This is a genomic window from Mycobacterium sp. Dal123C01, assembly GCF_052566995.1.
Genome location: NZ_CP199580.1, coordinates 4,965,988 through 4,992,030 on the forward strand (window position 1 = coordinate 4,965,988; position 26,043 = coordinate 4,992,030).

The window sequence follows — 26,043 nt, forward strand, 5'->3', positions numbered from 1 at the left end:
CACCGTAACGGGGGTCCCCGAAATCACCACCGCGATCACCCACCTCCGCGATGTCACACGGCCGCTCTCCTGCCTGGCAGCTGCCCCCAGGCCGACCTAGCGTCACCTTCCGGCGGGTACGGAGACCTCGTCGCCCGCTGTAGCTAGTCCGCGGCGAATTGCCGCAGGCTCGCAGCCAGCGCCACCGGAACCCGGGCCCTGATCCGCGTCCCCTCCGAGTTGTGCTCGGCCTGCTGGACGCGACCGTCGGCGTGCACGCGGGCCACCAAATCGCCGCGGTCGTAGGGAATCACCACGTCCACCGCGGTGTCGGTGGGAGCGGCAAGCTCGGCCATCCGCCTGCGCAGTGCGTCGATACCGTCACCGGTACGCGCGGAGACAAACACCGCACCGGGCAGCCCGTGCCGAAGCTTGGCCAGCATCAGATCGCTTGCGGCGTCGACCTTGTTCACCACCAGCAGCTCGGGAGGCGGATCACCGTCATGGTCGGAGATCACTTGGGAGATCACCTTGCGCACCGCATCGATCTGGGCCGGCGGGTTGACGTCGGAGCCGTCGACGACGTGCACCAGCAGATCGGCGTCGACGACCTCCTCCAGCGTCGAGCGGAAAGCCTCGACCAGCTGGGTGGGCAGGTGCCGCACGAATCCGACGGTGTCGGTGAGCACAAACGGCCGGCCGTCGTCGAATTCAGCGCGCCGGGTGGCGGGTTCCAGGGTGGCGAACAATGCGTCCTGCACCAGCACCCCGGCTCCGGTGAGCGCGTTGAGCAAGCTGGACTTGCCGGAGTTGGTGTAGCCGACGATCGCGACCGATGGCATGTCACTGTGCAGCCGGCGACTGCGCTGAGTGTCGCGGGCCTGCTTCATGTCCTTGATCTCGCGGCGCAGCTTGGACATCCGCTCGCGGATGCGGCGCCGGTCGGTCTCGATCTTGGTCTCACCGGGCCCGCGCAGGCCGACCCCGCCGCCGCTGCCACCGGCACGGCCACCGGCCTGCCGGGACATCGACTCACCCCAGCCGCGCAGCCGCGGCAGCATGTACTGCATCTGGGCCAGTGACACCTGCGCCTTGCCCTCGCGGCTGGTGGCGTGCTGGGCGAAGATGTCCAGGATCAGCGCGGTGCGGTCGATGACCTTGACCTTCACCACCTTCTCCAACGAGGTCAGCTGGGCCGGGGACAGTTCGCCGTCACAGATGACGGTGTCGGCACCGGTCGCCAAGACGACTTCGCGTAGCTCCTGCGCCTTGCCGGAGCCGATGTAGGTGGACGTATCGGGCTTGTCGCGGCGCTGGATGAGCCCTTCGAGCACCTCGGACCCGGCCGTTTCGGCCAGGGCTGCCAGCTCGGCAAGGCTGGCCTGGTTGTCGGCCGCGCTGCCCTCGGTCCACACCCCCACCAACACCACGCGTTCCAGACGCAGCTGGCGATATTCGACCTCGGAGACGTCGGCGAGTTCGGTCGACAGCCCGGGAACGCGGCGCAGTGCCGATCGGTCTTCGAGAGCGAGTTCGCCGACGCTGGGCTCGGACGCGGGATGGCTAACCCGCAGATCGTGGAACGGATTTTCGGGATGTGTCATAGGCAATTACCAATAGTGCACGCGAAATCTGTGACGTGCATCCGAATTATTGGGCGTGCCACCATTGCTCGCTCACTTCCCCATGGGCCACCAGCACCGATGGCCCACGCAGGTAGCTGGTGGCGTCGGTGACGGTGACCTCGACGTCACCGCCGGGGACGCGCACGGTCAGCGTCCCGGTGTCGGCCCCGGCATTGGCGAGGGCGGCCACCGCGGCCGCGACCGTTCCGGTCCCGCACGACCGGGTTTCGCCCACCCCGCGCTCGTGGACCCGCATCTGAACCACTCCACCGGCGGCCGCGGTGAGCACTTCGACGTTGACCCCGTCCGGGAACTGCGCACGGTCAAAGTGCACCGGTGCGGCGACATCCAACCCCGCGAGCTCTTCGCCGCTCAGCTGCGGGTCGACGCACGCCAGGTGCGGGTTGCCCACGTCGATCGCCAGACCGGTGAACCGCCTGCCGCCGACCACCGCCTCCCCGGAGCCCAGCCGGTTGGCCTTGCCCATGTCGACGGTGACGTCGGCGTTGGTGGCGTCGGCGTGGTGCAAGGTGACTAGCCGCGGCCCCGCCACCGATCCGACGACGAACTCGTCGCGGGACTCCATGCCGCTAACACGCAGATAGTGCGCGAACACCCGCACCCCGTTGCCACACATCTGCGCGGTCGACCCGTCGGCGTTGCGGTAGTCCATGTACCACTCATTCGCGCCGACACCGTCGGGCAGCCGATCGAGCACGCCGGCCGACAGGGCGGCACCCGCGGTCGTAATCCGCAGCACCCCATCGGCACCCAACCCGCGGCGCCGGTCGCACAGCGCGGCGACTCGCTCGGCCGTGAGCGGCAGTTCGGCGTCGACGTCGGGCAGCAGCACGAAGTCGTTCTGGGTGCCGTTGCCCTTGGCAAAGATCATGTGCGCCGCTCCTCCTCATCGCTTCGTTCTGCATCGTCGACGGCGCGGATCACCTGTTCAGGGTACGTGTCGCCAGGCGTCCAGCGCCGCTGCGACGAGGCGGGCGCGATCCGGCGCTGCGCCGGCGCCCACGTCAAGCCAGTGCACCCGGTGGTCGCGGCGAAACCACGACCGTTGCCGTCGCACGTAGCGCCGGGTGCCGACATATGTCTGCTCCCGGGCGTCACGCAAAGCGTCGGGGTCGTCGGCATCGAGAGCGGCGAGCACCTGCGCGTAGCCGAGCGCGCGTGACGCGGTAACACCGTCGCGCAGGCCCCCGAGCAGCAGCGTGCGTACCTCGTCGACCAGGCCCTGCTCGAACATGATGTCGGTGCGGCGCGCCAGCCTTTCGTCGAGAATAGTTGTGTCACAGTCTAATCCGATGATCACGGTACCCCAGCGTGGAACCCCGATGCGGGGCGCGGATGCGGCGAAGGGCTGGCCGGTGAGCTCGACCACCTCGAGTGCGCGCACCGTGCGGCGGCCATCGGTGGGCAGGATCGCGGCGGCGGCGGTCGGGTCGCGGTGGGCCAGTTCGGCGTGCAGCCTGCCCACCCCGACCTCGGCGAGGCGCTGCTCCCAGCGCGCCCGGACCGCGGGATCAGTCGCGGGAAACGACCAGTCGTCGAGCAGCGACTGGACGTAGAGCATCGAGCCGCCCACGATGACCGGCACCGCGCCTCGGGCGGCGATCGCCTCGATCTCTGTGGCGGCGACCCGCTGATAGCGGGCGACGGTCGCGGTCTGCGTGACGTTCAGGACGTCGAGCTGGTGATGCGGGATGCCGCGGCGCTGTTCGACAGGCAGCTTGGCGGTCCCGATGTCCATGCCGCGGTAGAGCTGCATGGCGTCGGCGTTGACGATTTCGGCGCCCACTTCGCCGCTGAGTTGCTCGACGACGTCGAGGGCCAGCTGCGACTTGCCGGTTCCGGTGGGCCCGATGATCGCCAGTGGTCTCATGGCTGCCAGGCCCCGGCGAAGTACCCCACACCGTAGGGCGCTCCCCGGTAGAGCTCCTTGGCCGAACGCGGCCCGGGCTCGGTCAGCCCGGCCAGTACCTGGAATGCAACCCGCCCCAGGATCTGTTCCGGCAGCCCGGCCAGGGCGGCGGTGTTGCCGTTCGCCAGGGCGTCGTCGAGGGCCAGCTGCGCATCGGCGTTGCCGGGGTCGTAGCCGCCGGGTGCGCTGGGGGTCAGGGTGTTCGCACCGTCGGCGACGACCAGCACTCCGACCGGGTCGGGCGCCTGGTCGATCTCGGCGCGCAGCTGCCTGCCGATCCCCAGCGCGGTCTCGACGTGATGGTCGCCGCGGTAGACGCGAACCTGCGCGCTCGCGTCGGGCCGGGCCTGGCCGCGCAGCCAGCCCGCGATCAGCGCACAGAGCGGGAAGTCGGCGACCGGCTCGGATTGCTCGTCGGCCTGCGGCGAGAGCCGGACCCGCACGTCGGCGCCGTAGCCCGCAAAGCTGCCGATCCCGTTGGGCCCCAGAACGTCGTCGGCGCCGCCCGTTCCGATGACGATCCACCGCGACGGCAACAGGGCCGCGGCTGCCAGTACCGCGGTGGTCAGGTCGGCCACCTCCGCGGCCGCTGCCCCGACCAGCTCGGGAACGAGCACCGGTGTGGAAGGAACGATCGCGATGGCGCTCAGCACGCCACCAAACTAACTGACGGGTCGACGCCCGCCGGGCCAACCGGCCGCGCCCGTGCGGCCAACCGGTCCGGCCGTGGACGTCACCTGCACTCGGCCTCGGCCCGAAGCGCCGGCGTCTCCGCGAGCGGGATCTCCCCCGATTTGCGCAGGGCTTTTCTTGCCCGCTTCTCCGCGACCTTGCTCGACATGGTCGCGGCCTCGCCACGGGCCAGCGCCACGGTCGCGACGACCACCACCACGATCCCGGCGGCGAGTACCAGCCTCGCCGGCCCGGTGCAGTCCAAGTACTCACCAAGCACGGCCATGCCGAGGATCGAACCGACCACCGGCTTGGCCACGACGGATGTCGGCAGCGAGGCGGTCAGCGAGCCGGCACGGAACGACGACTGCTGGAAGATCATTCCCGCCAGCGCCGCGGCTATCCACGCGTAGAACTCGGGTGCCAGCAGTAATGCGCCGACGCCGTCTCCGACCACCTCGACGACGGCTTTGGTGAGCACCGCGAACAGTGCCAGCGACGAACCGGCGACGACGGCCAGGAGCACCGCGGACACCGTGCCCGACCAGAACCGCGCGCCCAGCACGCAGAACACCAGCGCCGGGCCCATGACCAAGGCCACCACCATCCAGGTTCCCACCGAGCCGCGCGACGCACCGCTATCCGGGTCGCCGACGGTGACCACGACAGCCAATGCGCCCGCCAGCAATAGCGCCCAGGTCCACTCCCAGCGGGTGACCGAGCGCCGGGTCATGTGCGCGTAGATCGGCAGCGCGAAAAGCAGGGCGGTGACCTGTAACGCCGTGACCATCATCACCGAGCCCAGCGTCAGCGCGGCGGCCTGCAGGGCATAGTTGGCGATGGCCCCGCCCGCCCCCAGCCACCACTTGCCGTCACGCACCGACATCCGGAAGAGCTCGAGGTGGCCGACCTGCTTGTCAGTGATCTCTTGTGCGGAACGCTGACGGACGACGTTGCCCAGTGCCGACGCGAAGGCGGCGAGCAGGGCGAGCAAAACGGCGATATCCCCTTTTGTCATCTGCGACCTCCTCCCCGGCGCGCGGCACGTGGCCCATTGTCGGCGGCGCGTATGCACTACCCGTTTCGAAACCGTTTCCGCTATGTGCGTGGTGCACTATCCGCGCTACTTCGGAAGAAACGGCCCTGCGCAATACCTAGTTCACGAACCTATGTAGAACCTGTGGCACAGCTATGCCTGGCGGGTGACGCCCGATAGGACCTGAGAACTCGCCCCAATGGTGTCACAGCCGGGCGCGCAGCCGCCTCCCCCGCGTCCAACCTAGTCGTCGATGACCCGTCCCCTCCAGCCCCACAAGCAACAACAACACCGCTTGTCATCGCCACGGTACCGGGCTACGCGAGGTCGCCATATGGCCCCGGCAACGGTGGAATCGAACTGTTACTCAGGGCGTGCGCGGGGACCGCGGGGCCTAGGCCGGTTGATCGGCGGCGCCGCCGAGCGCCGCCTGGACGCGCTTACCGGTCGCAACGGCATCGACGCGCGCTAGTTCGGCGGTCGCCGCCGCCATCACCAGCGCCGCCGCGATCAGCGCGACCATTCCGCCGCGGCCGGTGTTCAGCGTCTCGCCGAGGACGACAACACCCAGCAATGCCGCCACGACAGGCTGGGACACCTGCAGGGTCGGCATGGACGCGGTCAGCGCACCGGCCCGAAACGCCGACTGCTCCCACGCGAAACCCCCCACCGCGACCAGAAGCCAGGCATAGAGCTCGGGGCTGCCCAACACGGTCCATCCGCCTTCGCCCAGCCGATGGACGACTCCCTTGGTGAGCACCGCGAAGATCCCCCACAGCGAACCCGAGACAAAGGCGAACAGCACCGCGGCCAGCGCGCCGCCCCGGACGCGGGCGACGACGATGGACCCGATCAGCAGCGGCCCCAGCACCGCGGCCACGACGCCCCAAGTCTGCAGCGACGCGTTCGAATGACCGGCCTGCGGGTTACCAACCGTGACGATCACGCTCACCGCGGCAGTCAGCACGATGGCCCAGATCCACTCCCGGCCGGTTACCGAGCGCTGGGCCAATCGCGCGCTGATCGGCAGCGCGAACATTAGCGAAAGAACCAGCAACGCCTGCACCAGCAGCACCGAACCCCGGTCCAGCGCGACCGCTTGCAGCGCGATGCTCCCGATAAGGATCAGCACGCCCCAGCGCCACCGTTGATTGCGTGCCAGCTTCGCGAACAGCTGCAGCTGGCCCAGCGAGGTATCGGTGATCCGGTGCGTCGCACGCTGCTGGAGGACGTCGCCGATCGCGACGCACAGCGCGGAACTCAACGCGAGCGCAGCGGCGATATCCACCTTGTCCATGTGCGGTTTCTCTCCGAAGTCGAGGGCCGTTCACCGGTAAACATGCTGGGCGCACCACTGTTTCACAGTCAGCTGCCCAGACGGCGACCAGGAGGTTGCGGCATCCAGGCCGCCAAGCTGCTTGAATACTGGTGGAATCGGTGACGGAGCAGCTGCCAATACCAGCAGGTCTCCCGACCGTAGGTGCCGCTACGCGCGGCAGGTGCGCGGGACAGCGCCGCGCGAAGGGTAGGTGACGAGCGCATGACCGACGACGAGCCCCGCTCCGATGACGAGCCCATGACCGACGAGGCGCCCAAGCCGGCACCACGTCCGGGACCGCGTCCGGGCCCACGTCCTGGTCCAGGGCCGACGCCGCGACCCAGCGCTCACCCGGTGTTGCTGCCCCCGGCCAGCAATCCGCATCAGTTCGGACGCGTCGACGACGACGGCACGGTGTGGCTGATCAGCTCGGCCGGCGAACGCATCGTCGGCTCCTGGCAGGCCGGCGACCGTGAGGCCGCATTCACCCACTTCGGCAGGCGCTTCGACGACCTGAGCACCGAGGTCACGCTGATGGAGGAGCGGCTGGCCGCCGGGAGCGGCGACGCGCGAAAGATCAAAGCCAATGCCTCCGCGCTGGCCGAAACGCTGCCGACAGCCTCCGTGCTGGGCGACATCGACGCGCTCGCGGGCCGGCTGAGCAACCTGGTGGAGCACGCCGGCGCCACGGTCGCCGCCGATCGCTCCCGCCGCGACGAGCACCGCGCCGCACAGACCGCCCGCAAAGAGGCGTTGGCCGCCGAGGCCGAGGAGGTGGCCGCCAACTCGACGCATTGGAAGGTTGCCGGCGACCGGATGCGCGAGATCCTCGACGAATGGAAGACGATCACCGGTCTGGACCGCAAGGTCGACGACGCGTTGTGGAAGCGCTATTCCGCGGCGCGGGAAGCGTTCAACAGGCGGCGGGGTTCCCACTTCGCCGAGTTGGACCGCGAGCGCGCGGGTGTGCGTCAGTCCAAGGAACAGCTGTGCGAGCGGGCCGAGGCGATGTCCGATTCCACGGACTGGGCCGGCACCAGCGCCGAATTCCGCAAGCTGTTGACCGAATGGAAATCGGCGGGGCGTGCCACGCGGGAGGTCGACGACGCCCTGTGGCGACGCTTCAAGGCCGCCCAGGACGCCTTCTTCACCGCCCGCAACGCGCTGAGCGCGGAAAAGGACGCGGAGTTCCGGGACAACGCCAGCGCTAAAGAGGCGTTGCTGGCCGAAGCCGAGAAGATCGACACCAGCAATCACGAAGCCGCCCGAGCGGCGCTGCGATCCATCGCCGACAAATGGGACGCGATCGGCAAAGTGCCCCGAGAGCGGTCCGCCGACCTGGAGCGACGGCTGCGCGCCGTCGAGAAGAAGGTGCGCGACGCCGGCGAAGCGAATTGGGCTGACCCCGAGGCGCAGGCTCGGGCCGAACAGTTCGCAACCCGCGCCGAGCATTACGAGCAGCAGGCCCGCAAGGCGGCCGCGGCGGGCCGGACCAAAGAAGCGCAAGAGGCACAGGCCAACGCCGAACAATGGCGGCAGTGGGCCCAAGCAGCCGTTGCGGCGCTGACCCGCAGGTCCTAGCGGCCCGCTTGCCGATCCGGCGGCGCCCCGGCGTCCGGGCGATCGGGAGTGCCTGGGTCGCCCAGGGTTTCCAGCAGCGTCCTGGACTGTTGCTCGGCAATGACACGGCGCCGCTGTTCCTCGGCCGCGAGTTGCACGATCGTCCGCGACCACACCACGCGGGCCCAGTGGAACGTCAACAAGATCACGGTGATCCAGGCAACGATCAGGCCGATGCCGGGGCCGGGATGGCCGGCGGCCACGGTTTGGCGTGACCACACCGCCAACAGCCCGGTGGCACTTGCCAACGATGAGCCCGCCAGCGCGATCCAGGCCAGCGCCCAGCGACGGGTCAGCAATGCCAGCATCGAGAAACCGACGCCGAAAACCAGTGCCAGCCAAGAGAATACCTTCGAAGGCAGCGCCAACGCGGCCGCAGCGGCGCCGTGGCTGCTGAACAGCACGTCCCATCCCCGCACCTGGCCGGTGTGCGGCAAAATGAACGAGCCCAGCAGTACGAACACCAGGATGGCGACAATGAATGCCCTTGGGCCGGGGTCGATCTCGCGTGCGACGCGACGTTCTGCGGCCTCGATCTCGGCGCGCAGGGCGTCAAAATCCGTGTGTTCTTCGGTCATCCGGCACATCCAAGGGGTTCGACTGGTTCGGTGGCCGGCCCAATGCCGGGCATGCCCAAACCGGTACCGCGCGGGCGCTGCCCGGCAGCGTGCGCGTCACCGGCTCGGGTACGACGGTGGGTCAGGATGCCGGCATCGGCGATCAGGTGGTGCGGCGCGGCCTCGGTGATCGCCGTGGTGATGATGTCTCCGGGCCGCACCGGTGTGCCGGCGGTGAAGTGCACCAGCCGGCCGTCGCGCGCCCGCCCGGTCATGCGGGCCGTGCGAGCGTCTTTGCGGCCTTCGCCGGTGGCGACCAGCAATTCGACGGTCTGCCCGATCAGCTCGCGATTGCCCTCTAGAGAGATCTGCTCCTGCAGTTCGACCAGCCGCATATAGCGTTCCTGCACAACGGATTTCGGCAGCTGATCGTCGAGTTCAGCAGCGGGGGTTCCGGGCCGTTTGGAGTACTGGAAGGTGAACGCGGCCGCAAACCGGGCCTGACGCACCACATCGAGAGTGGCCGCGAAGTCCTCTTCGGTCTCACCGGGAAATCCGACGATGAGATCGGTGGTGATGGCCGCGTGCGGCATGGCCGCGCGAACCCGGTCGATGATGCCGAGGTAGCGCTCGGCGCGGTAGGACCGCCGCATCGCGCGCAGTATCCGATCGGATCCCGACTGCAGCGGCATATGCAGGGCGGGGCAGACATTCGGTGTCTGCGCCATCGCCTCGATGACATCGTCGGTGAATTCCGCCGGGTGTGGCGAGGTGAACCGCAGGCGTTCCAGTCCGTCGATGCGCCCGCAGGCCCGCAGCAGCTCGGCGAAGGCGCCGCGGTCGCGTGGCAGTGCCGGGTCGGCGAACGAGACGCCGTAGGCGTTGACGTTCTGCCCCAGCAGCGTGACTTCCACGACGCCGTCGTCCACCAGCGATTCCACCTCGGCCAGGATGTCTGCCGGGCTGCGGTCGACCTCCTTGCCCCGCAGCGACGGGACGATGCAGAACGTGCAGCTGTTGTTGCATCCGACGGAAATGGAAACCCAAGCGGCGTAGGCGGATTCGCGGGCGCTCGGCAGCGACGACGGAAACTCCTGCAGCGCCTCGACGATTTCCACCTGGGCGACTTTGTTGTGCCGGGCCCGGGCGAGCAGCGTCGGCAGCGATCCGATGTTATGCGTGCCGAACACGACGTCGACCCATGGCATCTTGCGCAGCAAGGACTCTCGGTCCTTCTGGGCCAGGCAGCCGCCGACCGCGATTTGGAAGTCGGGGTTGCCGCGTTTGCGCGGGGCCAGGTGGCTGAGGTTGCCGTACAGCTTGTTGTCGGCGTTTTCGCGCACCGCGCAGGTGTTGAAGACCACCACATCCGCGTCGGCGCCCTCGTCGGCGCGCTGGTAGCCGGCCGCCTCGAGCAGGCCCGCCAATCGCTCGGAGTCGTGGACGTTCATCTGGCAGCCGTAGGTGCGGACTTGGTAGGTGCGCACCGACTCTGCCGCGGGCCCGGTCAGGCTCGCGGCGTCCGGCGCCACTGTCGAAGTCACGGGGCCATGGTACGGCGACCGGGGCCTACCCGATTAACCCGCAGCTAGACGCGGCGGCGTTCCCGTTCGGCGGTCAGCTCGGCAAGGACAACCTCGCAGGCCAGGTTCTGGCTATAGCCGCGGCGCGCCAGCATTCCCACCAGCCTGCGGGTGATCCGCGCGTCGTCCCCGCTCAGCGTCTCCCGCCGCAGCTTGGCCTGGACCAGTTGCTCGGCCCGGTCTCGCTCGGCCCCGGCGTCGATACCGGCCAGCGCCGTGCTGATGACCTCGTTGTCGACGCCTTTGGTGCGCAACTCGGCAGCCAAGGCACGCCTGCTCTTTCCCGCCCTAGCTCGCCGGGACTGCACCCACTGCTCGGCGAAATCCCGGTCATCCACCAGGCCGACGGCGGCCAGCCGGTCGAGCACCGCAGCACTGACGTCGTCGGGGTATCCGCGTTTCGCGAGCTGGCCGGACAACTCGGCCCGGGTGCGCGATCTCCCGGTGAGCAGGCGCAGGCACAGTGCCCGCGCCTGCTCTTCGCGGGAGGGCTCAGAAGTCGACGGGGGCGGGCAGGATGTCGTCATCGGTAACCACCGCACCAATGCCAAGCTTTTCCTTGATCTTCTTCTCGATCTCGTTGCCGATATCGGGGTTCTCTATCAAGAAGGTGCGGGCGTTCTCCTTGCCCTGGCCGAGTTGCTCGCCCTCGTAGGTGAACCAGGACCCGGACTTGCGGATGAAGCCATGATCCACACCCATATCGATCAGCGAGCCCTCCCGGCTGATGCCATGGCCATAGAGGATGTCGAACTCGGCCTGCTTGAACGGCGGCGCCACCTTGTTCTTGACAACCTTGACCCGGGTGCGGTTACCGACCGCGTCGGTACCGTCCTTGAGCGTCTCGATCCGGCGCACATCCAGGCGCACCGACGCGTAGAACTTCAAAGCCTTTCCACCCGTGGTGGTTTCCGGGCTGCCGAACATCACCCCGATCTTCTCCCGAAGCTGGTTGATGAAGATCGCGGTAGTTTTCGAATTGCTCAGCGCGCCAGTCATTTTCCGCAGCGCCTGACTCATCAGCCGGGCCTGCAGACCGACGTGGCTGTCCCCCATCTCGCCTTCGAGCTCCGCGCGCGGCACCAGCGCGGCCACCGAGTCGATGACCAGGATGTCGAGCGCGCCGGAGCGGATCAGCATGTCGGCGATCTCCAGGGCCTGCTCCCCGGTGTCGGGCTGGCTGACCAGCAGGGAATCGGTGTCGACGCCGAGCTTGTGGGCGTAATCAGGATCCAGGGCGTGCTCGGCGTCGATGAACGCCGCAACGCCGCCGGCCGCCTGCGCATTGGCTACCGCGTGCAGCGCAACGGTGGTCTTACCCGAGGACTCCGGGCCGTAGATTTCCACGACCCGGCCACGCGGCAGGCCGCCGATACCCAAGGCCACATCCAGTGCGATGGACCCGGTCGGAATGACCGCAATCGGCTGACGAATCTCGTCGCCGAGACGCATCACCGAACCTTTGCCGTAACTCTTCTCGATCTGGGCCATCGCCAGCTCGAGGGCCTTCTCACGATCGGGGGCTTGCGCCATGGTGTCTCTCCTGTGGTCGGTGTTCCGTGACCGGTTTCGGTCGGTTGGCCGTGACACTAGAGAAGGCCACCGACAAGTCGTCCTCTTCGAGCGATCACCACAGTAGACGAACACCTGTTCGATTCAAGTTCGACACGCCGCGACGGCAATGTGTGGCAATATCGGCTGCCGAAAGGCGTCAACGGGGCCTTCACGGCAACCCGAGAAAGCCAGAGGAAACCGGTGCGAATCCGGTGCGGTCCCGCCACTGTGATCGGGCATTTGTCCCGAGAGCCAGATACTCGCCGTCGGCGCTTCCTCACTAGACGCTGGGGCGGACCTCCCCGGAGAGGGCGGTCGCGCAAGCATGGACATCTCCGGTCAGCTGGCCGAAATATCCTCCTACAAAGGATTTTTCGCGCTCACTGTGGGCGGCGGCGCGAGAGGATGGCACCCGGTCCACCAGGACTACACCGACGGCTTTGCCGGTTTGATCGACGCCACCGCCAAGCGCTACCACACGACGGACCTACGGATCGGGGCCTCGCTGGTTCATCTCGGCCACGCCACCCGGCTGTGGTCACCCGTGCTCGCGTGCGCATTGGCCCACGGCGTCGTTCCCGACCTCAAAGACCTGGAACGTGCCGACGACGGAGCGCAGCTCCGCATGCCTGAACCCACCGGAAGGGCCGTCCAGGAAGTCTCGGCGGAGGTGTTGTACCGCGCGGTGGTGCAACACCATATGCAGCCATTCGCGGCCGGTCTGCGGGTCAAGCTGGCACCTGCCCTGCTGACAGGCAACATCGCGTCCGCACTCGTCGGCGCATCCCGGGCGCTGCTCGCCGCGCGGCCCGACCTGCGCGGCGCGATCGTCGAGATCACCGACTCCCTGCTGGACACCGGGGTGCTGTCCGGATCCGGCGTGATCACCGACTCACATCTGGGCTTCCGGCGCGGCAGCTGCTGCCTCTTCTATCGCATCCCCGGCCGATCCGTGTGCGGAGACTGCGTGTTTCGCCGGGACCCACGGTCAAACCGGAGATGAGTGTGCGCTGGCGGCGTTGAGTGTGCGGTCAGGGCGGGAAACACGCCGAGATCACGCCGCCAATGCACACTGAACGCCGTCAGCGCACACGGAAGGCCGCGGCAGCCTCACCACTGCTCGCGGGGCACGTCGAAGTCGACGCACAACGCCCGCCAGACGTCGCGGGGGTCGACGCCGTCCTCGATCGCCTGCTCGGCGGTCCGGCCGTTGAAAACCCCCAGCACGTGATCTGCCAGCACCGATGCACCGTATGCGGTGCCAAACCGCAGCACCACTCGCTCGTTGAACTCCGTCAGCCGCACGCCAGCCAACATACCCAGCCCGGTCATTTCGCAAGCGCCAGCGCTTGATGGCATACCAGCACCGGGTCGGCGACGCGGTTGATCCCGGCCGCGGCCATCCGGGCGGCCTCGCGGTAGCGGGGCGACGACAACACCTCGTTGGCCGCGGTCACCAGCGCGTCGGCGGTCAACGGCCGAATCAGCCGCGCGCTCCCCTGGCGCATCACCCGATTGGCGATCTCCCACTGGTCCCCGCCACCGGGAACCACTACCAACGGCACCCCGGCCAGCAGCGTCTTGGCCACCATCCCATGACCGCCGCCGCAGATCACCAGATCGGCGTGCGCCAACAGCTCGTCCTGACGCCCCAGCCCGACCGCCGCCCACTCCGGCACCGTCAGATCCGCCCCGCTCAAGCGCGACACCAGCAGGCGCGATCCCGCCGGCAACGTGTCCCCCGGCGTCAAGCACCCCAACGCGACTTCGGCCAGACCTTCAGTCCCGATCAATGCGGTCGACGGCGCGACGACCACTACCGGTCCCGAGCCGGCGGGGACCTCGAGAACCCGATCGGTTGGCTCGAAGTGCAACGGACCCACCAGGACGGCCTCGGCCGGCCAGTCCGGACGCGCGACTTCCAGCGCGGGCAGCGTGGCGATCAGCCGGCGCAGCGGCCCTGGATCGCGAGCCGGCAGTCCGATCTCGACTCGAGCGTTCTCGCGCTGCCGCAGCCCGGCCCGCCACGATCGCGCCGTCAGCGCCCGCATCGTGGCATCGCGCAGCCGGCCGCGGATGCCGGTACCCGGTGCCAGCCCGCTGCCGATCGGCGGCAGTCCCTTCGATGGCAGGTACAGCGGATGCGGGGTGAGCTCGATCCACGGGATCCCCAGCAGCTCGGCAGCCATGCCGCCGCCGGCGGTGATGACATCGGACACCACCAGGTCGGGTGCCAGGTCGCGCAGCGCCGGCACATTGAGCACGGCCATCCGTGCCGCGCGCCGGTGGACGCGGGCCCCGGCGTCGAGGTCTTCGTCGGTGGCCGCGAGCCCGTCGAGCGCGAGAGCCTCGATGCCGGCGTCACGGGCGGCCTGGATCCATTCCTCACCGGTGAACAGCGTGGGTTCATCGCCCGCGTCCCGGAAGCGCTGACACAGCGCGATTGCGGGAAACGAGTGCCCGGGATCCGGCCCGGCGACCACGGCGACTCGCACCGCCTCACCCTGCCATAGCGCCCGGTCGGCACCCGCCTACGCTGGCACCATGACCGAGCTGACTGGGACAACCGACGCGAACACGCGCACGGTCGAGAATTTCCTGAATGCCTTGCAGGACGCGGACTACGAAACCGCAGACGCGGCATTGGACGACAACCTCGTGTATGAGAACGTCGGACTGCCGACGATCCGTGGCCGCGCCCGGGCCATCAAGTTGTTCCGCCAAATGGAAGGTCGCATGCGGTTCGAGGTGAAAATCCACCGCATTGCCGCCGACGGTGCCGCGGTGCTCACGGAGCGCAGCGATGCACTGATCTTCGGCCCGCTGCGGCTGCAATTCTGGGTTTGCGGTGTCTTCGAGGTGCACGACGGGCGAATCACGCTGTGGCGGGACTACTTTGACTTTTTCGACATGACCAAGGCATTGGTGCGCGGGCTGGTAGCGGTGGCGCTGCCGTCGCTCAAAGCGTCGTTCTAACCACAATCAATTACTGATCGCTGAACGCAGTGCGCCGGGCGAAACCACTAACGACGCGGTAATCCGCCGAGTGCGTCGAATGCCTGGGCCCAACCGACCAGACGATCGGTGGCCTCGACCAGCTCGGCCCGGTAGCGCTGATGTGCGGCCGCGAGCCCCGCGTCCGCATCGCCGTTCGCCGAAGAAACCAATTGCGCTGCAGCAGTGACCATTTCGTTGTATTGCCGAACGCCCGCGCTCAACTGCGCGGTGAACGCGTTAATGGTGGGCACCAGATACGACCGCGATGATTCCGAGTTATGCGCCGCCCGCTCCATCGACACCACCTCCGCGGCGGTGGCCGCCATCGCCGCCGACGTCGTGTTGGCCGCCGCGGTCAAGTCGCTGATCTCGGCGGGCGGCAACAGGGCGCCGCGCTCGATTACGCCCAACAACGAGAAGAATCCGCGTTCGGAAGCGCCGAGCGCATACATCGCGGGTCGCGCCGCGGAACCCGGTGGCGGCAGCCGGCGCACGTTAACGGGCCGGCTTACCGGCAGCGGCTCCGACTTCAGCCAGTGGTAGCGGAAGAACAACAATGTCGCGGGAATCACCTCGATGACCGCGATCCCGCCGGTGATCTGCAGCAACAACACGAACCAGCCCCACCACGCCAGCACCGCCGTGACCACGCCCCAGAACACGCTGCCGGCGGTGAAGATCCAGGCCCACCGCAGCGCGCGCCGGCGCCGGCGCAGCAGCCGTGCCCGCGGATCAGCGGCCGCACTGATCTTCTGGGCGACGAAGCCGGAAAGATCGGCGGCGGTGTCCAGCCCCTGCTGCAGCAGCCCGCGCCAGAGGCCGCGCTGAGTCGCCTTCACCGCCATGTCGCACCGACCGCCGGGCTACTGACCAAACGGCTTCTCGGCAACCTGTCCACCGGCGTTCTCGGCGGGCGCAGGGGTGGCCGGTGTGGCTCCCGGGGCCGCAGGTGTCCCGCCCGTCGGCAGGGCTTCGCCACGCATCGACGCACGGATCTGCTCGAGCCGGGAATGCCCGGCCATCTGCACGCCGGCCTGCTCGACCTCGAGCATGCGGCCCTGCACGGAGCCCTGCGCCAGCTCGGCCGAACCGACGGCGTTCGCGTACCGCCGCTCGATCTTGTCCCGCACCTCGTCGAGGCTGGGGGTGTTACCGGGCGCAGCGATCTCGGTCATCGACCGCAGCGACGCGCTGACCTGCTCCTGCATCTTGGCCTGCTCGAGCTGGCTGAGCAGCTTGGTGCGCTCGGCGATCTTCTGCTGCAGCACCATCGCGTTGCGTTCGACGGCCTTCTTGGCCTGACCCGCCGCCTGCAGGGCCTGGTCGTGCAGCGACTTGAGGTCTTCGACGCTCTGCTCGGCCGTCACCAGCTGGGCCGCGAAGGACTCGGCGGCGTTGGTGTACTCGGTGGCCTTGGCCGCATCTGCGGCGGCGGTGGCCTGGTCGGCCAGCGTCAGGGCCTGGCGGACGTTGACCTGGAGCTTCTCGATGTCGGCCAGCTGCCGGTTGAGCCGCATCTCGAGCTGCCGCTGGTTGCCGATCACCTGCGCCGCCTGTTGGGTCAGCGCCTGATGAGTGCGCTGCGCTTCCTCAATGGCTTGCTGAATCTGAATCTTCGGGTCGGCGTGCTCGTCAATTTTCGCGTTGAACAGCGCCATGACGTATTTCCACGCTTTGACGAACGGATTGGCCATGAGTGAGCTCCACCTTCGCTTGTTGTGTGCCGGAGGGCCCCTGATAGGCCCTAGCGATCACCCTGCCGCTCAATTTATCGGGTCGACGCCGATCGCCCCACCCCTGGCGGGGCGTTGCCCGGTGATCCTGACACTCAGGCCACCACGAGCGACACCACCGGCGGGATGACGACCTTGGTGCTCGCATCGATGGTGGTGGCGCTTGCCTCGCCGTTCGGCACGCTGTGCGCCGCGCGTTCCTCGTTCGCCATCCGCCCACCGGCGTCGGTGAGAACTGTCGACAGCGGGACGTCCAGCGCGTCGCAGATCGCATGGAGCAGCTCGCTGGAGGCCTCTTTGCGGCCGCGCTCCACCTCCGAGAGATATCCGAGGCTCACCCGCGCCGTATCCGACACCTCACGCAACGTCCGGCCCTGCGACGTTCGGGCCAGGCGCAGTACTTCGCCGATGACCTCGCGCACCAATGGCGACATGCTGCTCTCCTTCGTCCTGCCAAGCTTCTTCATCAGGTCAACGGCGGCAGCGGCCGTCTAGGTTCCCGTCCGCCGCACTTCCCTGACGGTCGAGGCGACATAGTCGATCCCGGTGACGATCGTCAGCACGATCGCGGCGGCCATCACCACCGAAGCCACCACCAGGAATGGTCCCGACAGCGGAAGCACGAACAACCCGATGGCCATTGCCTGGACCACGGTTTTGAGTTTGCCGCCCCAGCTAGCCGGTATGACCCCGCGGCGAATCACGGCCAACCGCAACACCGTCACCCCGACCTCGCGGACCAAAATCAGGACGGTGACCCACCACGGCAGGTCGCCGAGCATCGACAGCCCGACCAGCGCCGACCCGATCAGCATCTTGTCGGCGATCGGATCGACGAATGCGCCGAATTCGGTCGCCATGCCGTAGTTGCGGGCCAGCAGGCCGTCTAACCGGTCGGTGATGCACGCCACAGCGAATATCACGAAAGCCACGATCCGGCCCGCGGCTTCGTGGCCGCCGCCAGCGAACAATGCGAGCAGGAAGATTGGAACCAGTACCAGCCGCGATAGCGTCAGGACATTGGCGAGGTTGGCGATACGAACGCGTCTTGCCACGGGTCCTGTCTGCGGCTGCCCCGACACGGCAACAGAATAGCGGTTGACCAGCGGACCCGTACCGGATGTCAATACTGATACCCGTGACCGAACGTTCTCGGGATAACGGGCCAGTGCTCGTCCGGCGCGCGCGAACCTCCGATGTGCCCACGATCAAGCACCTCGTCGACACCTATGCGGGAAAGATTCTGCTGGAAAAGAACCTGGTGACGCTATACGAAGCCGTCCAGGAGTTCTGGGTGGCCGAACTCGCCGGCACCGTGGTGGGCTGCGGGGCATTGCACGTGTTTTGGGCCGATCTCGGCGAGATCCGGACCATCGCGGTCAACCCGGCCGCGACCGGGCACGGCATCGGCCACGCGATCGTCACGCGGCTGCTCGATGTCGCGCGCGAGCTACAGCTGGAGCGGATTTTCGTGTTGACCTTCGAGACCGAGTTCTTCGGCAGGCACGGGTTCACCGAGATCGAAGGCACGCCCGTCACCGCCGAGGTGTTCGAGGAGATGTGCCGCTCCTACGACATCGGTGTCGCCGAATTCCTGGACCTCAGCTACGTCAAGCCGAACATCCTGGGCAACACCCGGATGCTGCTGCTGCTCTAGTAGACGGCGCCGTCTTAGTCGGAATCGTCGTCGGACCCGTCGGCGTTGGCGCCGCCCCGAATCAACGCCAGCGTTCCGGCCAATTCGTCGGGCTTGACCAGCACCTCGCGCGCCTTGGAGCCCTCGCTGGGCCCGACGATGCTGCGGGTTTCCATCAGGTCCATCAGCCGGCCGGCTTTGGCGAAGCCGACCCGCAGCTTGCGTTGCAGCATCGAGGTGGAGCCGAACTGGCTGGACACCACCAGCTCGACGGCTTGTAGGAACACATCCATGTCGTCGCCGATGTCCGGATCGGCGTCGGTGCGCTCGCCGGTCGGCTTGGCGGTGGTGACGCCGTCGGTGTATTCGGGTTCGGCCTGGTCCTTGCACGCCGCGACGACGGCCTGAATCTCCTCGTCGGTGATGTAGGCGCCCTGCAACCGGATCGGCTTGTTCGACCCCATCGGCAGGAACAGGCCGTCGCCCATGCCGATCAGCTTTTCCGCACCCGCCTGATCCAGGATCACCCGGCTGTCGATCAGCGACGACGTCGCAAACGCCAGCCGGGACGGCACGTTGGTCTTGATCAGCCCGGTGACCACGTCGACGGACGGTCGCTGGGTGGCCAGCACCAGATGGATGCCGGCGGCACGCGCCTTCTGGGTGATGCGCACGATGGCGTCCTCGACGTCGCGCGGCGCGGTCATCATCAGGTCGGCGAGCTCGTCGACGATCGCGAGCACATACGGGTAGGGCCGGTACACGCGCTGGCTGCCCAGCGGCGCGGTGATCTCACCGGATCGCACCTTGGCGTTGAAGTCGTCGATGTGACGCACCCGCGAGGCCTGCATGTCCTGATAGCGCTGTTCCATCTCTTCGACCAGCCAGGCCAGCGCGGCCGCCGCCTTCTTCGGCTGGGTGATGATCGGGGTGATCAGATGCGGAATGCCTTCGTAGGGCGTCAGTTCCACCATCTTCGGGTCGATCAGGATCATCCTGACCTCTTCCGGGGTGGCCCGGGTCAGCAGTGAAATCAGCATGGAGTTGACGAAGCTGGACTTACCCGAACCGGTGGAGCCGGCGACCAGCAGGTGCGGCATCTTGGCCAGGTTGGCCGAGATGAAGTCGCCTTCGATGTCCTTGCCGAGCGCGATCACCAGCGGGTGGTGATCGCGGCGGGTCGACGGGTCGGTGAGCACGTCGGCCAACCGCACCATTTCCCGGTCGGTGTTGGGTACCTCGATGCCGACGGCGGACTTGCCGGGGATCGGGGCGAGCATCCGGACGCTCTCGGTGGCCACCGCATAGGCGATGTTCTTCTGCAGCGCCGTGATTTTCTCGACCTTGACGCCCGGCCCCAGCTCCACCTCGTAGCGGGTGACCGTGGGCCCCCGGGTGCAGCCGGTGACGGCCGCGTCGACCTTGAACTGGGTGAGCACCTCGCCGATGGCTTCGGCCATCTGGTTGTTGGCGGCACTGCGTTTCTTCGGCGGGTCGCCGGCCACCAGCAGCTCCAGCGACGGCAGCGTGTAGGGGCCTTCGACGACCCGGTCCAGCACCTGGGTGTCCTGCTTCTTGGCGGCGCGACGGCGGCCCTTGGTGATGGCGGGTTCTGGAACGGTGGGAGTTTCGTCCGGGATCGGGTCGTCCAGAGCGACAGGGACCTCGTCCGCCGATGGCCACGGCTTTGGCTCCTTGTCGACTGCGCCGTCGTCGTAGTAACCGTCCGAAAAGTCTTCGCCCGGTTGGCCATCGGCGTCGTCCGCATAGTCGTATTCGTCTTCGTCGGCGTAAAGGTCACTGACCAGCCGGGTGCCGAACATCGCTCGCATCATCTCGGGCAGCTCGCGGATCGTGGTGCCCGTCAGCAACAGCAGCCCGAACAGCGCGCCGATGAACAACAGCGGTGCCGCGATCCAGGGCGTCAAACCCTCCGACAACGGCCCGCCGATGGCAAAGCCGATGAATCCCGCTGCATGACGGCGTAATTCGGGATCTTCCGGCGAACCGGACCACAAGTGACGCAGCCCCAGCAGCGAAAAGCTGATCATGCTCGCGCCGAGGATCAACCGGGGCCGCGCATCGGGGTTGGGCTGGGTGCGCATCAGCACCACCGCCACCACGGCGAGACCTACCGGCAGGGCCAGAACGCCGGCGCCGACGAACGTGCGCAGCACCGCGTCGACCCACGCGCCGACCGGCCGCGCGGCGTCGAACCAGGAGCTCGCGGCGACCACGACGGCAATGCCGAGCAGAACCAGCGCGATTCCGTCGCGGCGGTGCCCGGGCTCGATGTCGCGGGCCCGCCCGATCGACCGTGCCGCGCCACCGGTGCCGCGTGCCGCCAGCAGCCAGGTGGCGTGCATGGCGCGCCCGCAGGTCAGCCCGGCGGCAACCAGCAGGGACTGGTGGTGCCGTTTGGCGGGCTTGCTTACCCTCTTGCGGGCAGGTGCCGGTCGCGGCCTGCGGGACCCGCTGGCGCGCGAAGTGGCCTTTGACCTGCTCGTTCGAGTTCCGGAGCGGGCAACGGTCTTACTAGCCATGGGGTCCAGCCTAGTCGCAATCGCCCCATATTCACCATCTGCCACACGGGTCACAAAAGCGTGACAGTTCGGTGATCGGCCGGCTTTACCATGCCGAAATGGCCGAAACCACTGCTTCTCCGCCCCCAGCGAGCTTGCCGACCACCAGCAAGGTCCTCTGCGCCGTTTACGCCGTCATCGCGATCGCCGCCTTGGTGGCCACCTGGAGCCAGAACGCCGCCTACTTCGACCGCCCCGCGCGACTCCTCGTCGCGTTCCTCAACGACTCGAAAATCACGCCCGCGTCACGGTCGCTGACGGTCGACATCCTGCTCTTTTTCCTTGCCGCCGCGGTACTGATGGTGATCGAGGCCAGAAAGCACGGCATCAGGTTCGTCTGGCTCTACATCGTGGGTGGGGCCGGCATCGCCATCAGCGTGACATTCCCCTTGTTCCTGATCGCCCGCGAAATGCGTATCGGCAGGACAGCTCCGTCGCGGTTGGGCCTGGCCGACAGGGCCGGTCTTGCGGCCTTCGCCGTCGCGATTGCGGCCCTCGTCATTTGGGTGGACGCAGCCTGACCGACGCCATTCGCGCGTGAGTAGGGTGACAGCCATCCCGCCTTACACACCCGAGGAGCCCTCCATGCCCGTCGTTGTCGTTGCCACCCTGACCGTGAAACCCGAGTCGGTCGACGCCGTCCGCGACATCCTCACCACCGCGGTCGAAGAAGTGCATGAAGAACCGGGCTGCCAGCTCTACTCGGTGCAGCAGAGCGGCGAAACCTTCGTTTTCATCGAGCAGTGGGCCGATGAAGACGCACTCAAGGTGCACAGCACCGCGCCCGCCATCGGCAAGCTGTTCTCGGCGGCCGGCGAGCACCTCGCTGGAGCGCCCGACATCAAGACCCTGCAGCCCATTCCCGCGGGCGACCCGGACAAAGGGCAACTGCGCCGGTGACCGAGCGGCCGCTCGAAGGAAAAGTCGCGCTGATCACCGGTGCGGCCCGCGGTCAGGGCCGCGCGCACGCGGTGCGACTGGCCACCGACGGCGCCGACATCATCGCCGTCGACCTGTGCGCGCAGATCGCCAGTGTCCCCTATGCATTGGCCACGCCGGAGGATTTGGCGGCCACCGTCAAACTCGTCGAGGACACCGGGGCGCGGATCGTGGCCAAGGAGGCCGACGTTCGTGATCGCGCCTCGCTGTCGGCCGCTGTGCAGGCGGGCATCGACGAGCTGGGCCGGCTCGACATCGTGGTGGCCAACGCCGGTATCGCGCCCATGCAATCCGGTGACGACGGCTGGCGCGACGTCATCGACGTCAACCTCACCGGCGTATACCACACCATCAAGGCCGCGATACCGACCATGGTCAAGCAGGGCGCCGGTGGGTCCATCGTGCTGATCAGCTCCGCCGCCGGTCTGGCCGGCGTGGGCAGCCCGGACGCCGGATCCGTCGGCTACGCGGCCGCCAAGCACGGGGTGGTCGGGCTGATGCGTGTTTACGCGAACCTGCTGGCACAGCAGATGATTCGAGTCAACTCGATCCACCCGACGGGCGTCGAAACCCCGATGATCAACAACGAGTTCACCCGCGGATGGCTGGCCCAGATGGCCGCCGCGACCGACACACCGGGAGCCATGGGCAATGCCATGCCGGTAGAGGTGCTGCAGCCCGAGGACATCGCCAACGCGGTGGCATGGCTGGTATCCGATCAGGCCAAATACATCACCGGAGTGACCTTGCCGGTGGACGCCGGCTTCTTGAACAAGTAATAGCAATGGCACGAAACCCCGCGGCGCAGACTGCTTTTGGCCCGATGGTGCTGGCCGCCGTCGAGCAAAACGAACCACCCGAGCGCCGCCTGGTGGACGACGACCTCGCGGACCTGTTCTTGCCGGCCCCGATGCGCTGGCTGGTCGCCGCGACCCGAGCCGCCCCGATCCGCCGCCTGATGATCCGCGGATCGGAGTGGGCGGGTCCCGGGCTGTGGGCGAACTTGGCCTGCCGCAAGCGTTTCATCGCCGACAAGATCACCGAATCGCTCGGTGAGATCAACGCGGTGGTCATCCTCGGCGCCGGACTGGACACCCGCGCCTACCTGCTGAACCGGCGGGCCCGCATCCCGGTCTTCGAAGTAGACCTGCCGCTCAACATCGCGAGAAAGGCCAAGACGGTCCGGCGGGTGCTGGGTGGCTCACCGCTGTCGGTTCGGTTGGTGGCCTTGGATTTCGAGCGTGATGACCTGCTCACCTCCTTGGCCGAGCACGGCTATCACACCGATTATCGGGCTTTCTTCATCTGCGAAGGCGTGACTCAGTACCTCACCGAGGGCGGCGTGCGGCGAACGCTGGACGGACTGCGCGTGGCCGCCCCGGGCAGCCGGCTGGTGTTCACCTATGTCCGCCGAAGCTTCATCGACGGAACGAATCGGTACGGCACCCGCACGTTGTACCGCAAGGTCCGTCAGCGCCAACAGCTTTGGCATTTCGGTCTAGAGCCCGACGATGTCGCCGACTTCATCGCCGAGTACGGTTGGCGGCTGGTCGAGCAGGCCGGACCGGATGAACTCGTTGCGCGCTACGTCGAGCCCACCGGCCGCAAACTCAAGGCGTCGCAGCTGGAATGGTCGGCATTCGCGGAAAAGATGTAGCCGAGGCTGGGCGGCGATTCAGATTTCGATGACGGTCGGCACGATCATCGGGTGCCGGCGATAGGCTTCGCCCACCCATTTGCCGACGCTGCGCCGCACGCCCTGCGCGATCCGGATCGGGTCGGTCACGTTGGCGGCGACGAGCGCTTCCAGCTCTTCCTCGACTTTGCGCACGGCGGGCTCGAGCGCCTTGGGATCCTCGGAAAATCCGCGTGAATGCAGGTGTGGCGTAACCGCCGAACGCCCGGTGCCGCGATTGAGCACCACCGTCACCGCGATAAAACCCTCGGACAAGATCAGGCGCTCGCCCAAAGTGATATCACCGACATCGCCGGTGATCAGCCCGTCGACAAACATCTTGCCGACCGGCACCGCCCCGGCGATCGACGCCCTGCCCCCGACCAGATCGACGCTGACGCCGTTCTCGGCCAACACGATTGACTCTTCGGCCACTCCGGTGCTGACGGCCAACTTGGCGTTGGCGCGCAGCATGCGCCAGGTGCCGTGCACCGGCATCACATTGCGGGGCCGCACCCCGTTGTACAAAAAGAGCAGCTCGCCGGCGTAGGCGTGGCCCGAGACATGCACGCGGGCTTGGGCATTGGTGACGACTCGGGCGCCGATCTTGGACAGCGCGTCGATGACGCCGAAGACGGCTTCCTCGTTTCCCGGGATCAGCGACGACGAGAGGACGACGAGGTCCCCCGCGGTCAGCGTGATACTGCGGTGCTCGCCGCGCGACATCCGGGACAGCGCCGCCATCGGCTCGCCCTGGGTGCCGGTGGTGACCAGCACCACCCGTTCGGGCGCCATCATCTCCGCGGCCCCGATATCGATCAGGTCGGAATCGTCGACGCGCAGGAAGCCCAGGTCCCGGGCGATTCCCATGTTGCGCACCATGGATCGCCCGACGAACGACACCCGCCGTCCCAATGCCACTGCGGCATCGATGATTTGCTGCACCCGGTCGACGTTGGAGGCGAAGCACGCCACGATGACGCGACCCTCGGCGCCCCGGATCAGCCGGTGCAGCGTCGGGCCGACTTCACTTTCCGACGGGCTGACACCGGGATGTTCGGAGTTGGTGGAATCGCACAGAAACAGGTCCACACCGGCGTCGCCGAGCCGGGACATCCCGGGCAGGTCGGTGGGCCGGCCGTCCAGCGGGGTTTGGTCGAGCTTGATGTCACCGGTATGCAAAACCGTTCCCGCGCCCGTGTACACCGCGATCGCCAGCGCGTCCGGAATGGAATGGTTGACCGCGAAGTATTCGCATTCGAACACACCGTGCCTGCTGCTCTGACCCTCTTTGACCTCGATGAACACCGGTTTGATGCGGTGCTCACGGCATTTGGCGGCAACCATCGCCAGGGTGAACTTGGATCCGACGACCGGGATGTCGGGCCGCAGCCTCAGCAGGAACGGGATCGCCCCGATGTGGTCCTCGTGCGCATGCGTCAGTACCAGCGCCTCGATGTCCTCGAGCCGGTCTTCGACGTGGCGCAAATCGGGCAGGATCAAGTCGACGCCGGGCTCGTCGTGGGTGGGAAACATCACCCCGCAGTCGATGATCAGCAGCCGGCCCAGGTGTTCGAAAACGGTCATGTTACGGCCGATTTCGCTGATGCCGCCCAACGCGGTCACCCGCAACCCACCCGCGGTGAGTGGACCTGGTGGACGGAGCTCTTCGTTCACTGCCAGCTCACCTGAGTACCGAGGCGGCGCGCATGTCGGCGGCTAAGGCCTCGATCTGCTGCGGGGTCGCCGGCATCTGCGGCAGCCGGGGATCCCCGACGTCAATGCCCTGCAGGCGCAGACCCGCCTTGGACATCGTCACCCCGCCCAGGCGGCCCATCGCATTGCACAGCGGAGCAACCGCGACGTTGATCTTGCGGGCGGTCGCTATATCCCCGGAATTGAAGGCGGACAACAACTCTCGCAGCTGACCAGCGGCCAGGTGAGAAATCACACTGATGAAGCCGATTCCACCCATCGCCAACCAGGGCAGATTCAGCGCGTCGTCCCCGGAGTAGTAGGCCAATCCGGTCTCGGCGATGATCTGGCCGCCGCTGTGCAGGTCGCCCTTGGCGTCTTTGATCCCGACGATGTTCGGGTGTGACGCCAGCGTGCGGATGGTGTCGGACTCGATCGGCACCACCGATCGTGGCGGAATGTCGTAGAGCAGCACCGGCAGCTCGGTCGCGTCGGCGACGGCGGTGAAATGTGCGATCAGCCCGCTCTGCGGTGGCCTGGAGTAGTACGGCGTGACCACGAGCAGACCGTGCGCACCCTCGGCCGCACAGGCCTTGGCCAGCTTGATGCTGTGCGCGGTGTCATAGGTGCCCGCACCGGCAATGACGCGAGCGCGGTCGCCCACCGCTTCCAGCACGGCGCTGAGTAACGTGAGCTTCTCGTCGTCGGTGGTGGTCGGCGACTCGCCGGTGGTTCCCGAGATGACCAGGCCGTCACAGCCGGCGTCTACCAGGTGGTTTGCCACGCGCGCCGCGGCGGCGGTGTCCAGCGAGCCATCGGCGCCAAACGGCGTCACCATTGCGGTCAGCAAGGTTCCCAAGCGCGCGGGGGCGTCGAATCCGACGGAACTCACGGTCTCAGATTACCTGGCGA

At 67.5% G+C, this 26,043-nt stretch carries 27 protein-coding genes and 1 riboswitch; of the genes, 8 read left to right on the forward strand and 19 right to left on the reverse strand.

The features are described from left to right. Positions 1 to 143 precede the first annotated feature (143 nt). From hflX to ACTXG5_RS23315, 6 genes are all read right to left on the reverse strand, one after another. Positions 144 to 1,583 carry a GTPase HflX gene (gene hflX, locus ACTXG5_RS23290; protein WP_445161035.1) on the reverse strand — a complete coding sequence of 480 codons (1,440 nt, stop codon included), beginning with the start codon at positions 1,581 to 1,583 and terminating at the stop codon, positions 144 to 146. A 46-nt stretch (positions 1,584 to 1,629) separates the two neighbouring features. Next, positions 1,630 to 2,496 (reverse strand): diaminopimelate epimerase, encoded by an 867-nt coding sequence (dapF, locus tag ACTXG5_RS23295; RefSeq protein ID WP_445161036.1) that lies wholly within the window; start codon positions 2,494 to 2,496, stop codon positions 1,630 to 1,632. 57 nt (positions 2,497 to 2,553) lie between these two features. After that, entirely contained in the window at positions 2,554 to 3,495 is a 942-nt protein-coding gene (gene miaA, locus ACTXG5_RS23300) for a tRNA (adenosine(37)-N6)-dimethylallyltransferase MiaA (RefSeq protein WP_445161037.1), read from the reverse strand. Further along, complete coding sequence (locus ACTXG5_RS23305) at positions 3,492 to 4,187, reverse strand: hypothetical protein (RefSeq protein WP_445161038.1); 696 nt, start codon at positions 4,185 to 4,187, stop codon at positions 3,492 to 3,494. Before ACTXG5_RS23305 ends, miaA begins: the two co-directional genes overlap by 4 nt. Before the next feature lie 80 nt (positions 4,188 to 4,267). After that, positions 4,268 to 5,224, reverse strand: coding sequence for a DMT family transporter (locus ACTXG5_RS23310; RefSeq protein ID WP_445161039.1), 957 nt, complete (start codon positions 5,222 to 5,224; stop codon positions 4,268 to 4,270). Between the two features lie 412 nt (positions 5,225 to 5,636). Next, positions 5,637 to 6,539 (reverse strand): DMT family transporter, encoded by a 903-nt coding sequence (locus tag ACTXG5_RS23315; protein ID WP_445161040.1) that lies wholly within the window; start codon positions 6,537 to 6,539, stop codon positions 5,637 to 5,639. 243 nt (positions 6,540 to 6,782) lie between these two features. Between ACTXG5_RS23315 and ACTXG5_RS23320 the strand changes: the two genes are divergently transcribed. Then, a complete protein-coding gene (locus tag ACTXG5_RS23320; RefSeq protein ID WP_445161041.1) occupies positions 6,783 to 8,141 on the forward strand; it encodes a DUF349 domain-containing protein in 1,359 nt (452 codons plus the stop codon). Here ACTXG5_RS23320 and ACTXG5_RS23325 read toward each other — a convergent pair. The 4 genes from ACTXG5_RS23325 to recA are packed head-to-tail and all read right to left on the reverse strand — an operon-like array spanning position 8,138 to position 11,853. Beyond that, complete coding sequence (locus ACTXG5_RS23325) at positions 8,138 to 8,767, reverse strand: Rv2732c family membrane protein (protein WP_445161042.1); 630 nt, start codon at positions 8,765 to 8,767, stop codon at positions 8,138 to 8,140. The genes ACTXG5_RS23320 and ACTXG5_RS23325 overlap by 4 nt on opposite strands. Continuing rightward, positions 8,755 to 10,281, reverse strand: a complete 1,527-nt coding sequence (gene miaB / locus ACTXG5_RS23330; RefSeq protein ID WP_445161043.1) for a tRNA (N6-isopentenyl adenosine(37)-C2)-methylthiotransferase MiaB — start codon at positions 10,279 to 10,281, stop codon at positions 8,755 to 8,757. The genes ACTXG5_RS23325 and miaB overlap by 13 nt, the downstream gene beginning before the upstream one ends. 44 nt (positions 10,282 to 10,325) lie before the next feature. Beyond that, the gene (gene recX / locus ACTXG5_RS23335; protein WP_445161044.1) at positions 10,326 to 10,847 is read right to left on the reverse strand and encodes a recombination regulator RecX; all 522 of its coding nucleotides are present in this window, start codon (positions 10,845 to 10,847) and stop codon (positions 10,326 to 10,328) included. Continuing rightward, positions 10,813 to 11,853, reverse strand: a complete 1,041-nt coding sequence (gene recA, locus ACTXG5_RS23340; protein WP_445161045.1) for a recombinase RecA — start codon at positions 11,851 to 11,853, stop codon at positions 10,813 to 10,815. Before recA ends, recX begins: the two co-directional genes overlap by 35 nt. Before the next feature lie 165 nt (positions 11,854 to 12,018). Then, positions 12,019 to 12,156: riboswitch (cobalamin riboswitch) on the forward strand. A gap of 43 nt (positions 12,157 to 12,199) precedes the next feature. On the opposite strand from recA, the gene ACTXG5_RS23345 reads away from it, so the two are divergent. Continuing rightward, on the forward strand, positions 12,200 to 12,877 hold the full coding sequence (locus tag ACTXG5_RS23345; RefSeq protein ID WP_445161046.1) for a (2Fe-2S)-binding protein: 678 nt from the start codon (positions 12,200 to 12,202) through the stop codon (positions 12,875 to 12,877). 107 nt (positions 12,878 to 12,984) lie between these two features. On the opposite strand, the gene ACTXG5_RS23350 is transcribed toward ACTXG5_RS23345, so the two are convergent. Both ACTXG5_RS23350 and ACTXG5_RS23355 read right to left on the reverse strand, forming a co-directional pair. Then, a complete protein-coding gene (locus ACTXG5_RS23350; protein ID WP_445164558.1) occupies positions 12,985 to 13,179 on the reverse strand; it encodes a DUF3046 domain-containing protein in 195 nt (64 codons plus the stop codon). Positions 13,180 to 13,202: 23 nt separating this feature from the next. Beyond that, positions 13,203 to 14,369, reverse strand: coding sequence for a glycosyltransferase (locus ACTXG5_RS23355; protein WP_445161047.1), 1,167 nt, complete (start codon positions 14,367 to 14,369; stop codon positions 13,203 to 13,205). Positions 14,370 to 14,418: 49 nt separating this feature from the next. Between ACTXG5_RS23355 and ACTXG5_RS23360 the strand changes: the two genes are divergently transcribed. Next, positions 14,419 to 14,850 carry a limonene-1,2-epoxide hydrolase family protein gene (locus tag ACTXG5_RS23360; protein WP_445161048.1) on the forward strand — a complete coding sequence of 144 codons (432 nt, stop codon included), beginning with the start codon at positions 14,419 to 14,421 and terminating at the stop codon, positions 14,848 to 14,850. A 47-nt stretch (positions 14,851 to 14,897) separates the two neighbouring features. On the opposite strand, the gene pspM is transcribed toward ACTXG5_RS23360, so the two are convergent. The 4 genes from pspM to pgsA form a co-directional block, all read right to left on the reverse strand. Continuing rightward, positions 14,898 to 15,716, reverse strand: coding sequence for a phage shock envelope stress response protein PspM (pspM, locus tag ACTXG5_RS23365; RefSeq protein WP_445161049.1), 819 nt, complete (start codon positions 15,714 to 15,716; stop codon positions 14,898 to 14,900). A gap of 18 nt (positions 15,717 to 15,734) precedes the next feature. Further along, positions 15,735 to 16,565 carry a phage shock protein PspA gene (gene pspA, locus ACTXG5_RS23370; RefSeq protein WP_445161050.1) on the reverse strand — a complete coding sequence of 277 codons (831 nt, stop codon included), beginning with the start codon at positions 16,563 to 16,565 and terminating at the stop codon, positions 15,735 to 15,737. A 134-nt stretch (positions 16,566 to 16,699) separates the two neighbouring features. Further along, positions 16,700 to 17,038 (reverse strand): transcriptional regulator ClgR, encoded by a 339-nt coding sequence (clgR, locus tag ACTXG5_RS23375; RefSeq protein WP_445161051.1) that lies wholly within the window; start codon positions 17,036 to 17,038, stop codon positions 16,700 to 16,702. Between the two features lie 57 nt (positions 17,039 to 17,095). Beyond that, positions 17,096 to 17,686, reverse strand: a complete 591-nt coding sequence (gene pgsA / locus ACTXG5_RS23380; RefSeq protein WP_445161052.1) for a CDP-diacylglycerol--glycerol-3-phosphate 3-phosphatidyltransferase — start codon at positions 17,684 to 17,686, stop codon at positions 17,096 to 17,098. Between the two features lie 56 nt (positions 17,687 to 17,742). Between pgsA and ACTXG5_RS23385 the strand changes: the two genes are divergently transcribed. After that, positions 17,743 to 18,261: an amino-acid N-acetyltransferase gene (locus ACTXG5_RS23385; protein ID WP_445161053.1), complete on the forward strand. Its 519-nt coding sequence runs from the start codon at positions 17,743 to 17,745 to the stop codon at positions 18,259 to 18,261. Between the two features lie 14 nt (positions 18,262 to 18,275). Here the strand turns inward: ACTXG5_RS23385 and ACTXG5_RS23390 are convergent, their stop codons facing one another. Then, a complete protein-coding gene (locus ACTXG5_RS23390; protein WP_445161054.1) occupies positions 18,276 to 20,783 on the reverse strand; it encodes a DNA translocase FtsK 4TM domain-containing protein in 2,508 nt (835 codons plus the stop codon). Positions 20,784 to 20,881: 98 nt separating this feature from the next. Here ACTXG5_RS23390 and ACTXG5_RS23395 point away from each other — a divergent pair, with 98 nt between their 5' ends. The 4 genes from ACTXG5_RS23395 to ACTXG5_RS23410 all read left to right on the forward strand — a co-directional run bounded on the left by ACTXG5_RS23395 (position 20,882) and on the right by ACTXG5_RS23410 (position 23,418). Next, positions 20,882 to 21,343: a DUF2834 domain-containing protein gene (locus tag ACTXG5_RS23395; RefSeq protein WP_445161055.1), complete on the forward strand. Its 462-nt coding sequence runs from the start codon at positions 20,882 to 20,884 to the stop codon at positions 21,341 to 21,343. Positions 21,344 to 21,407: 64 nt separating this feature from the next. Then, complete coding sequence (locus ACTXG5_RS23400; RefSeq protein ID WP_445161056.1) at positions 21,408 to 21,722, forward strand: putative quinol monooxygenase; 315 nt, start codon at positions 21,408 to 21,410, stop codon at positions 21,720 to 21,722. Continuing rightward, a complete protein-coding gene (locus tag ACTXG5_RS23405; RefSeq protein WP_445161057.1) occupies positions 21,719 to 22,540 on the forward strand; it encodes a mycofactocin-coupled SDR family oxidoreductase in 822 nt (273 codons plus the stop codon). The genes ACTXG5_RS23400 and ACTXG5_RS23405 overlap by 4 nt, the downstream gene beginning before the upstream one ends. A 5-nt stretch (positions 22,541 to 22,545) precedes the next feature. Further along, positions 22,546 to 23,418: an SAM-dependent methyltransferase gene (locus ACTXG5_RS23410; protein ID WP_445161058.1), complete on the forward strand. Its 873-nt coding sequence runs from the start codon at positions 22,546 to 22,548 to the stop codon at positions 23,416 to 23,418. A gap of 18 nt (positions 23,419 to 23,436) precedes the next feature. Here ACTXG5_RS23410 and ACTXG5_RS23415 read toward each other — a convergent pair whose 3' ends face one another. Beyond that, positions 23,437 to 25,113 carry a ribonuclease J gene (locus tag ACTXG5_RS23415; RefSeq protein ID WP_445161059.1) on the reverse strand — a complete coding sequence of 559 codons (1,677 nt, stop codon included), beginning with the start codon at positions 25,111 to 25,113 and terminating at the stop codon, positions 23,437 to 23,439. Between the two features lie 7 nt (positions 25,114 to 25,120). Beyond that, complete coding sequence (dapA, locus tag ACTXG5_RS23420) at positions 25,121 to 26,023, reverse strand: 4-hydroxy-tetrahydrodipicolinate synthase (protein WP_445161060.1); 903 nt, start codon at positions 26,021 to 26,023, stop codon at positions 25,121 to 25,123. Between the last annotated feature and the right edge of the window lie 20 nt (positions 26,024 to 26,043).

Bases quoted from the DNA above. Each gene is read 5' to 3' on its own strand.
- hflX (WP_445161035.1), bottom strand. From the start codon at position 1,583: ATGACACATCCCGAAAATCCGTTCCACGATCTGCGGGTTAGCCATCCC.
- dapF (WP_445161036.1), bottom strand. From the start codon at position 2,496: ATGATCTTTGCCAAGGGCAACGGCACCCAGAACGACTTCGTGCTGCTG.
- miaA (WP_445161037.1), bottom strand. From the start codon at position 3,495: ATGAGACCACTGGCGATCATCGGGCCCACCGGAACCGGCAAGTCGCAG.
- ACTXG5_RS23310 (WP_445161039.1), bottom strand. From the start codon at position 5,224: ATGACAAAAGGGGATATCGCCGTTTTGCTCGCCCTGCTCGCCGCCTTC.
- ACTXG5_RS23315 (WP_445161040.1), bottom strand. From the start codon at position 6,539: ATGGACAAGGTGGATATCGCCGCTGCGCTCGCGTTGAGTTCCGCGCTG.
- ACTXG5_RS23320 (WP_445161041.1), top strand. From the start codon at position 6,783: ATGACCGACGACGAGCCCCGCTCCGATGACGAGCCCATGACCGACGAG.
- ACTXG5_RS23325 (WP_445161042.1), bottom strand. From the start codon at position 8,767: ATGTGCCGGATGACCGAAGAACACACGGATTTTGACGCCCTGCGCGCC.
- recX (WP_445161044.1), bottom strand. From the start codon at position 10,847: ATGACGACATCCTGCCCGCCCCCGTCGACTTCTGAGCCCTCCCGCGAA.
- recA (WP_445161045.1), bottom strand. From the start codon at position 11,853: ATGGCGCAAGCCCCCGATCGTGAGAAGGCCCTCGAGCTGGCGATGGCC.
- ACTXG5_RS23345 (WP_445161046.1), top strand. From the start codon at position 12,200: ATGGACATCTCCGGTCAGCTGGCCGAAATATCCTCCTACAAAGGATTT.
- ACTXG5_RS23360 (WP_445161048.1), top strand. From the start codon at position 14,419: ATGACCGAGCTGACTGGGACAACCGACGCGAACACGCGCACGGTCGAG.
- pspM (WP_445161049.1), bottom strand. From the start codon at position 15,716: ATGGCGGTGAAGGCGACTCAGCGCGGCCTCTGGCGCGGGCTGCTGCAG.
- pspA (WP_445161050.1), bottom strand. From the start codon at position 16,565: ATGGCCAATCCGTTCGTCAAAGCGTGGAAATACGTCATGGCGCTGTTC.
- clgR (WP_445161051.1), bottom strand. From the start codon at position 17,038: ATGTCGCCATTGGTGCGCGAGGTCATCGGCGAAGTACTGCGCCTGGCC.
- ACTXG5_RS23390 (WP_445161054.1), bottom strand. From the start codon at position 20,783: ATGGCTAGTAAGACCGTTGCCCGCTCCGGAACTCGAACGAGCAGGTCA.
- ACTXG5_RS23395 (WP_445161055.1), top strand. From the start codon at position 20,882: ATGGCCGAAACCACTGCTTCTCCGCCCCCAGCGAGCTTGCCGACCACC.
- ACTXG5_RS23400 (WP_445161056.1), top strand. From the start codon at position 21,408: ATGCCCGTCGTTGTCGTTGCCACCCTGACCGTGAAACCCGAGTCGGTC.
- ACTXG5_RS23410 (WP_445161058.1), top strand. From the start codon at position 22,546: ATGGCACGAAACCCCGCGGCGCAGACTGCTTTTGGCCCGATGGTGCTG.